Source organism: Streptococcus sp. STC1396 (genome assembly GCF_058933875.1).
Genome location: NZ_JBZYCU010000013.1, coordinates 63,633 through 71,494, shown reverse-complemented (window position 1 = coordinate 71,494; position 7,862 = coordinate 63,633). Strand labels below are relative to the sequence as shown.

The window sequence follows — 7,862 nt, the reverse complement described above, 5'->3', positions numbered from 1 at the left end:
ACGAGCCAGTAGCCTAATACAATTTTTTCACTTTCATTATATCACAAGGGGAGTCTTTTTGCGCTCTTTTGAGTTTTCGTATAAGAAATCGGTAATTCGTTAGAATTCGATTTCGTCGTCCCACCTCAGAACAGTTGAGTAGGGCTGTAAAAGCTGATGAAATCAGCGTAGTAGAGCCCACTCAACCACTGCGTCTTGCTCGACAATCCAAAGACAATTGAGAGGCTAGGACTTTTGTCCCAGCCTCTTTTTTGCCGCTTTCTTCTTGACAAAAGATGTAAAGGAGACTATACTATATTTAAAGGGTGAAGGGTGTTTTACAAAGGAGAGACGATGAACAACCGCATTCAGGAACTACGTAAAAGAAAAAAACTCAGCCAGGAAGAATTGGCGGCTCAATTGGGAGTGACTAGGCAGACAGTGATCTCCTTAGAAAAGAGTCGCTATAATGCATCCTTGCTCTTAGCTCACAGAATTGCCCGCTTTTTTGATCTGGCAATCGAAGAGGTTTTTTTATTTGAGGAGGAACAATCATGAAAATGATTTATCTTATCAAATGGCTGCTAGCAATTGGTGTGGTGGCTTTACTCTTTGGCTTCCAGCTGCTCTTTCCGACGTTTCCCAAAGAACTAATTCCAATCATTGGTCTTGTTGGTATTCTGATTATTTTAAAAATTTTTCAAGCATATGAAAAATAGGAGGCGGATATGAAGACTCTAAGCAAAGAAGAATTTCGCAAAAAACTGCGAAGAAAAATCCTCATGGGGCGCATACTTAGCTTGGTTTTGTTACTGGGTCTGGCTTACAGTCATCTTCACTCTCTGGATGATTTGCAGGAAGGTATTTTGGTTGGACTGCTCTTGGGACTGTCTGGGATGACCATTCGCTACAATGCTGCTCTGGGGCAGAAGGACCGTTTCGAGCGGCTGTATATTCAGGTGACGGATGAGCGTAATCAGATGATTGATGAAAAGGCCCGAACTCTGCTTTTCAATATTCTCTTGCTTCTCGGTGCCTGCTTGACTGTCCTGTCCATGATTTTTCCCTTCACTCTGCCTCTCAGTCAGTTTTTGACTCTGACACTTAGCCTGGTTCTGCTCCTTTATTATATTTTGCGCTTTATCTTATCTAGACGTTATTAGAATAATGGTGTCTGAGAATCCTCAGTACGGTAAATCTAGGCGGGAACTTTTTATGCTTGAATATACAATATAAGTGCACAATAAAAACTCATAAGATTTTCTAGTAAAATAGAGTTGAACGAACTAGTTACGAAAGGAAATCTTATGAGCTATCACCATTTTACCATAGATGAGCGCGAAAGTATTCTGATTTACCGTACAAAAGGACTAAATTTTTCTCAAATCGGAAAATTACTTCATCGTCATCCTTCCAGCATTAGTCGGGAATGGAAGCGACATACGGAAGAAAACAGCTACTCTCTCAACAAAGCACAAGCAGCTTATAAACTCGCAAAATCACATTGTGGGCGAAAGAGAAAGCTTGATATAGATCATCATTTAAGCAATACCGTCAAGCACCTTTTTCTCAATTGCCAATGGTCTCCTGAAGAAATAGAAGGCCGGTTATGCCTAGAATATGGGAAATCTGTTATTAGTTATCAAACGATTTATAGAGCCATCTATCGCGGTCACTTTGACGACAAGCTGTCACATGGCGCTCGTGGTGTGATTCGCAAACTCCGTCATCGTGGGAAAACACGTCATACGAAAGGTCATGTTAAAAACAGAGGGAAAATTCCTATTTCTCATACCATTCACGAAAGACCCGAAGAAGCAAACAAGCGAACTAGGATCGGTGATTGGGAAGCAGATACGGTTGCCGGTCAAATCGGGAAAGCTTGCTTAGTTACTCTAACGGATCGCTATTCTCGTTTTCTTAAAATCAAGAAGGCAGCGGTCAAGAAAAGCAAACTGGTCATAGAGGCTATGGTACAAATGTTGGAGCCCTTGCCGAAAGAAACCGTCACTCCCGATAGAGGAAAAGAATTCACGAATCATCAAGACTTGACTGACAAATTAAAGGTAGAAGTCTATTTCCCAGATCCTCATGCGCCTTGGCAACGGGGAACAAATGAGAATACCAATGGATTACTACGAGAATATTTTCCCAAAGGGAGCGACTTAACATTCATTGACGAGCACACTATTCAGCTGTGGGAGGATAAACTAAATAATAGACCACGAAAGTGTCTCAACTGGAAAACTCCTTATGAAGTATTTTATGGCAAAATTGTGCACTTAATTTGACAATTCAAGTGCAATAGTCAACATAGCCGAATATTTTTTGGGCTGTCCCTTGGATCGTTCAATGGATTGTCTGAAACATTCTTCTATGATAAAATAGAGTGCATGGATTTGTAGCGAACGTCAAGTCCAGTTTCCCGAGGAGAGATTTATGATTAATGTAGAAGAAATTTTGAGTAGGATGAATCCTAACCAGAGAATTAACTATGACCGCGTGATGCAACAGATGGTTAAGGTCTGGCAAGCAGACAACACTCGGCCTAAAATTTTAATGCACGTCTGTTGTGCGCCGTGCAGTACCTATACGCTAGAGTATCTGACTCAGTATGCTGATGTGACGATTTACTTTGCCAACTCTAACATCCATCCAAAGGCAGAATATCACAAACGGGCTTATGTGACGCAGAAGTTTGTCAGCGATTTCAATGAAAAAACAGGAAATCATGTGCAGTACATTGAGGCTCCTTACGAGCCTAGTGAATACCGCAAATTGGTTCGAGGATTGGAAGAGGAGCCAGAAGGTGGCGACCGTTGCAAGGTTTGTTTTGACTATCGCTTGGATAAAACCGCACAAATGGCTGTTGACCTAGGTTTTGACTATTTTGGTAGTGCCTTGACCATTAGCCCACACAAAAATTCCCAAACCATCAATAGTATTGGAATTGAAGTGCAAAAGATTTACACTACTCATTATCTGCCCAGTGATTTCAAGAAAAATCAAGGATACAAACGCTCTGTAGAGATGTGTGAAGAGTATGATATTTACCGCCAATGTTATTGTGGCTGTGTTTACGCTGCTCAGGCCCAGAATATTAACCTATTGCAAATTAAAAAAGATGCAACGGCCTTTTTAGCTGATAAAAATCTTGAAAAAGATTATTCACATATCAAATTTACAGTTACTCGTCTGGATAGATAATCTATCTGTCCAAAGATTTTTGCCAATAAAATAGATCCTGGCTGATCAGACTCAGTCGGGATTATAGCTATTGATAGACTGGTTTTAGTTACCTGAATTATAATAAAAATGTATTTTGATTTTTCTTTAAACTTTGTTGGATTTAACCATCCAAGCAGATTCTTGGAGATTGTGGCTAGAATTTTCGGTGTTCACGCTAGCAAACCATGATTTTTAATTTCTTCATCTTGTGACAAAGCCAGAGACTTTCTAACGCTTCTTGCAGGACGCTGAGAAAACTATTTGCCATCATAATCAATCCTTTTTATTTTGTAGGTCATAGAAGGCAAATTTGACTTTTCTGCTAACTTCTATATCTGTTAGTTGCTTGCTGTTCCAGACACACCATAGTGTAAACCCTCTATCATATTGACTGAAATCTAATTTTCTTCTGTGTTTAAATACTTAAATACAGTTATAAATCTCTTTAGAGTTCTTTGATTACTTCGTATTGATTTTTCAATGTTCTCTTTTTCTTTTGTTATTGATAGGCATAATCCACTACACGTTTACTTTTCTTTTTGGGTTCCTTTATTCCTTTTTTAATTCTAAATTGTCAAATTAAGTTAGACTTTGTCAAGTAACTCAGGAAAACTTGGTAGGGTGTTTGATAGTTCAAAGATTTTCTAGGAATTCTATTTCTTTTATCAGCTATAGCTGATAAAAAATTTTGAGATATCACATTAAAATCCATCTGTTTCGGCAGTCCGTGTCGCCTTAGTAAGCCGTTAGAGAGTTCTCATAGAACAGGAAATCCTATCTGGATAAGCCCCTTTTATGACATCCAGACTCAAGCTTAGAACTAAATGAGTTTGAATAAATTCTTTTTCTGATTGCGTAAGACTAGTTTCTTACGACCACAATGTTTCTTATTGGCTTTATAGCGTTTATAGTAGTCATAAGCAGAGTGTCCTTCTTTGAGAAAGTTGATTACATTGTAGATGGTCTGTTTTGACCTTCCCAGTGATTTCATAATATCTGTAATTTTAATGCCTTCTTGGTAGTATGCCTCTATCATGACGAGTTCATTTGTGGTAAGATGAGTATAGGTCATTTATGTTAGTTCCTTTCAGACAAATGTGGTAGTTTATCTGAGCCTAACATAGATGGCTTTTTCTGTCTAGCTTAATTTTACAAATTGGGCTGTATTTTTCTTTACTTGTCGCAGCTTGTGAAGCATAAGTTTTGAGCAGAGTATTCTTTCATAAGTGTTGTTTTTTCTGTTCTAAGACCATATATTTATCGGGCAAGTTTTTAATACTTAATGTTTGGAATTTTTAATCCCTTTCATAGCTGTTTCATAGGCAATGATCTGTGATTTATTTTTTTTCATAAAAGACTTTGTTTTTCTTGGCACCAATATATTTTTGGACTACAGGATTATTCGTTAGCATGTGTTTCATCCAAAACTTTCATATACTCTATACCGAAACTTTCAATCTCTTTTAGCACTTCTTTAAATCGGTGTCCAATATCTGTCAAGCTGTACTCAACTTTAGGAGGAACTTCTGCATAAACTTTTCTGGTAATAAGTTTATCATGTTCTAGTTGTCGTAATTGTCTGGTAAGGACAGTTCTTGTTACATCAGGAATAGATCTCTCCAATTCATTAAACCGCTTTTTCCCCGAACTCAGTCGATACAGTATAACAATAGCCCATTTGCCTTGCAATGCTTTTTGTGTTGTAATATACGGACATTTTCCATAGTTATTTTCCATAGTTATTTTCCATTCGTATTTCTCCAATAGTATTCGTTTTGTTACTTAGTATTATAAATGTTCGTACTTCTCAAGTCAATACCTATGGTATATAATATATTATGAAATAAATATTCAATAACAATTGGAGGTATAAAATGAAAAATGAAATAATCAGCGTTTTTGAACTTTATGCAGATTCACTATTGAAAGGTGATTTCAAAACAACATTTGAAACAATATCAGATGACATTGTTTGGCATATGGGCGGAAATAGTCCACTTTCTGGAGTGGTCAAAGGAAAAAAAGAATTGGAAGAACGCTTAGCTGAATTTGGAAGAAAAAGTAACGGAACATTTAGAGTTGTTACAAACTGGTATGCTAGCAACGATTGTTTTGTCGCTGCCAGTGTTGTTTCAGTGGCAGAAAAATCAGAGGGCAATAAACTGAATATGGAGGGAGTAGATATATTTAAAATTGAGAATGGGAAAATTCAAGAAGTTTGGACTTTTGCCAAAAATCAGGAATTGGAAGATGAATATTGGAGATAGTATTTATTTTAGATGAGTAACATTTAAAGAATTATACTTATCATATGAGAAAAACAGCATTCTTTTACTCGATTTATATCAACTATGTTAAGTGGTGTCAGGGAGAGTTAGTAAATAACTTGTGTTATATAAAAATGAACTTTCGGATGCCACTTTCTTTGTTATAAGAATATGAAAGGAGGCAGCATATGAAAGAAATTTATTCAGAAAGACATTTAAAGGCCATTAAAGAAGGACAAATGAGATTTGTGGTTTTTTTGCCGGCAGGCTATCCTAATTGTGAATCGTTTTTGGAAATCATAAGAGATTGTGAACATTCAGGACTTGAGGTAATAGAGGTTGGTTATCCACCCCAGAATCCCTATGCAGACGGTCAGGTTATAAAAAATGCGTACAAAGATGTAGATTATGACGCTGTTAAAGACATTGACTACTGGAAAAGAATAAGAGAAAGTGTAACAATTCCAATTTGGATTATGGGGTATGCTGAAGATCTGATTACAACAGAGAATTACATTGAATTGGCAGAGTCTGGAGTTGTAGATGGATTTGTTATTCCAGATATTAGTTTGGAGCAGTATATTGAATTGAGAAATATACTAAAAGCATATAATGTCGATTGTGTCAGATTTATACAGAATAAGTCTGAAGATAAGCAATCGGAATTCTTAGAGTCATCTGTGATATATTATCAGTTGCTTGACGGTTTTACAGGAGGAGATATAAACTGTATAGAAGACGGACAGTATGATTTTTTAATGGATTTAAAAGAAAAATATGGGAATCCACATATTTTTGGTGGATTTGGAATCAATACTGTTGAAAAAGCTACTAAGATACTGAAACAGAAATTTGATGGATTTATCATAGGGACTACACTTGTAAATATGCTAAACCTTTCTAAGGAACATTTACTTACATTTATTGAAGAGGTAAAGGACAAAATTGAATAGGGAATAAGCAAGTTGATAGTTATACTTTTCTTACAATTACTATTAGATAGAGGTGAAATTAGATGGGAAAACTCGATAAGTGGAAAAACATAGAATTTCCAAATGAAACTGCAAATAGTGATTTTATAAAAGTTGGAGAATTTACATACTATGCAGGAGCATATAATTTAGGCTCATTTGAGGAACAGTGTGTACGATATTTGAGAGAGGAGCAAGATAGAGATAAATTGATTATTGGTAAGTTTTGTTCCATAGCAACAGGGGTTAACTTTAATTTAGGAGGTTCTGAGAACCATAGAAGCGAATGGGTGTCTGCGTATCCATTTTCCAGTATGTTTCCTGATGAAGATTTAAATGATGGATATTATCCCAAAGGAAATACTGTGGTTGGGAATGATGTTTGGATTGGAACAGAGGCTATGATTATGCCGGGAATAAAAATAGGTGATGGTGCAATAATAGCAGCAAGATCAGTTGTAACAAGGAATGTTGAACCTTATACAATTGTGGGAGGAGTTCCCGCTAGGTTGATTAAAAAAAGATTCACTGATGAACACATTGAGGAACTTTTAAAGATTTCTTGGTGGAATTTTGATATAAACATAATCAAAGGTCTATTACCTTTGTTAACAAGTAACAGAATTGAAGAATTTATAGATGTAGCTAAATCTCATATAGATACATAATTTTTGTGAGGACGTTGATATGAGTAAAAATGTAATAGAATTATGGTTGGTTAGGCATGGAGAAACGATATTTAATAGAAAAAATCTTGTTCAAGGCTGGTCAGACTCACCTCTTACCCATGACGGAATAATAACCACATTGTGCTTGGCAAAAGGATTGAAAGAACATAATATTGTTTTTGAAAAGGCTTATTCAAGCGATTTAACAAGATGTATAGACACATCTAATATACTGATCAATGCTCTTGATAAAGATACAGATTTGCGTTTGGATAAAAGGTTGAGGGAAATAAATACTGGTGATGGAGAAGGTGATTTTATTAGTGAACACTTAACAAAATATCCATATTCTCTGAATTTCAAGAAACATCCCGGAACACCTAATGGGGAAAATTGGAATGATGTGTTTGAGAGATTTATTCCGGCAATATATGATATAGCCAGAACAAATGAAAAAGGAAAGATTTTAGTTGTTTCACATAGTATGGTTATAGCAAGTCTTGTCGCTTATATAGATAGAAGTATTGAGGAAGTAATGAAGATTCCTAATAATAGTGTTACCATTTTTGAATATGTTGAAAACGATTTGCGTATAAAAAAGGTCGGCGATACTCAATACATTGATAAAGGAATGCAGTTTTATAATGAGATAAAATCTTCTTATGCCTATTAATGATATAAGACAACATATTTATGAGTCTGGGACAAGAGTACTTCCGTCAAAAAATCAGCTCTATAATTTCTGTAGT

At 36.0% G+C, this 7,862-nt stretch carries 10 protein-coding genes and 1 pseudogene; 9 read left to right on the top strand and 2 right to left on the bottom strand.

What is annotated here, in order from left to right; translation table 11 throughout:
• Positions 1–333 precede the first annotated feature (333 nt).
• The 5 genes from AC5FEC_RS06125 (at position 334) to AC5FEC_RS06105 (ending at position 3,186) form a co-directional block, all read left to right on the top strand.
• Positions 334–537 (top strand): helix-turn-helix transcriptional regulator, encoded by a 204-nt coding sequence (locus AC5FEC_RS06125; protein WP_493661637.1) that lies wholly within the window; start codon positions 334–336, stop codon positions 535–537.
• Positions 534–698: a hypothetical protein gene (locus AC5FEC_RS06120; RefSeq protein ID WP_493661636.1), complete on the top strand. Its 165-nt coding sequence runs from the start codon at positions 534–536 to the stop codon at positions 696–698. The genes AC5FEC_RS06125 and AC5FEC_RS06120 overlap by 4 nt, the downstream gene beginning before the upstream one ends.
• A 9-nt stretch (positions 699–707) precedes the next feature.
• Positions 708–1,142 (top strand): DUF2178 domain-containing protein, encoded by a 435-nt coding sequence (locus AC5FEC_RS06115; protein WP_493661635.1) that lies wholly within the window; start codon positions 708–710, stop codon positions 1,140–1,142.
• 144 nt (positions 1,143–1,286) lie between these two features.
• Positions 1,287–2,270, top strand: coding sequence for an IS30 family transposase (locus tag AC5FEC_RS06110; RefSeq protein WP_493661634.1), 984 nt, complete (start codon positions 1,287–1,289; stop codon positions 2,268–2,270).
• Between the two features lie 148 nt (positions 2,271–2,418).
• Entirely contained in the window at positions 2,419–3,186 is a 768-nt protein-coding gene (locus AC5FEC_RS06105) for an epoxyqueuosine reductase QueH (protein WP_493661633.1), read from the top strand.
• Between the two features lie 595 nt (positions 3,187–3,781).
• On the opposite strand, the pseudogene AC5FEC_RS06100 reads toward AC5FEC_RS06105, so the two are convergent.
• A pseudogene (locus AC5FEC_RS06100) lies at positions 3,782–4,279 on the bottom strand (transposase).
• Between the two features lie 326 nt (positions 4,280–4,605).
• Complete coding sequence (locus AC5FEC_RS06095; protein WP_003074131.1) at positions 4,606–4,944, bottom strand: winged helix-turn-helix transcriptional regulator; 339 nt, start codon at positions 4,942–4,944, stop codon at positions 4,606–4,608.
• A gap of 137 nt (positions 4,945–5,081) precedes the next feature.
• On the opposite strand from AC5FEC_RS06095, the gene AC5FEC_RS06090 reads away from it, so the two are divergent.
• The 4 genes from AC5FEC_RS06090 to AC5FEC_RS06075 all read left to right on the top strand — a co-directional run bounded on the left by AC5FEC_RS06090 (position 5,082) and on the right by AC5FEC_RS06075 (position 7,786).
• Positions 5,082–5,474, top strand: a complete 393-nt coding sequence (locus AC5FEC_RS06090; protein WP_493661632.1) for a nuclear transport factor 2 family protein — start codon at positions 5,082–5,084, stop codon at positions 5,472–5,474.
• A gap of 188 nt (positions 5,475–5,662) precedes the next feature.
• Positions 5,663–6,427: a tryptophan synthase subunit alpha gene (locus AC5FEC_RS06085; RefSeq protein WP_493661631.1), complete on the top strand. Its 765-nt coding sequence runs from the start codon at positions 5,663–5,665 to the stop codon at positions 6,425–6,427.
• A gap of 62 nt (positions 6,428–6,489) precedes the next feature.
• Positions 6,490–7,113: a CatB-related O-acetyltransferase gene (locus AC5FEC_RS06080; protein WP_003074136.1), complete on the top strand. Its 624-nt coding sequence runs from the start codon at positions 6,490–6,492 to the stop codon at positions 7,111–7,113.
• 19 nt (positions 7,114–7,132) lie between these two features.
• Positions 7,133–7,786: a histidine phosphatase family protein gene (locus AC5FEC_RS06075; protein ID WP_003074138.1), complete on the top strand. Its 654-nt coding sequence runs from the start codon at positions 7,133–7,135 to the stop codon at positions 7,784–7,786.
• Positions 7,787–7,862: the final 76 nt, after the last annotated feature.

What these genes read in the sequence shown, in the direction of transcription:
- AC5FEC_RS06080 (WP_003074136.1), top strand. Translation starts at nt 6,490, where the DNA reads ATGGGAAAACTCGATAAGTGGAAAAACATAGAATTTCCAAATGAAACT.
- AC5FEC_RS06115 (WP_493661635.1), top strand. Translation starts at nt 708, where the DNA reads ATGAAGACTCTAAGCAAAGAAGAATTTCGCAAAAAACTGCGAAGAAAA.
- AC5FEC_RS06075 (WP_003074138.1), top strand. Translation starts at nt 7,133, where the DNA reads ATGAGTAAAAATGTAATAGAATTATGGTTGGTTAGGCATGGAGAAACG.
- AC5FEC_RS06105 (WP_493661633.1), top strand. Translation starts at nt 2,419, where the DNA reads ATGATTAATGTAGAAGAAATTTTGAGTAGGATGAATCCTAACCAGAGA.
- AC5FEC_RS06090 (WP_493661632.1), top strand. Translation starts at nt 5,082, where the DNA reads ATGAAAAATGAAATAATCAGCGTTTTTGAACTTTATGCAGATTCACTA.
- AC5FEC_RS06120 (WP_493661636.1), top strand. Translation starts at nt 534, where the DNA reads ATGAAAATGATTTATCTTATCAAATGGCTGCTAGCAATTGGTGTGGTG.
- AC5FEC_RS06110 (WP_493661634.1), top strand. Translation starts at nt 1,287, where the DNA reads ATGAGCTATCACCATTTTACCATAGATGAGCGCGAAAGTATTCTGATT.
- AC5FEC_RS06125 (WP_493661637.1), top strand. Translation starts at nt 334, where the DNA reads ATGAACAACCGCATTCAGGAACTACGTAAAAGAAAAAAACTCAGCCAG.
- AC5FEC_RS06085 (WP_493661631.1), top strand. Translation starts at nt 5,663, where the DNA reads ATGAAAGAAATTTATTCAGAAAGACATTTAAAGGCCATTAAAGAAGGA.
- AC5FEC_RS06095 (WP_003074131.1), bottom strand. Translation starts at nt 4,944, where the DNA reads ATGGAAAATAACTATGGAAAATGTCCGTATATTACAACACAAAAAGCA.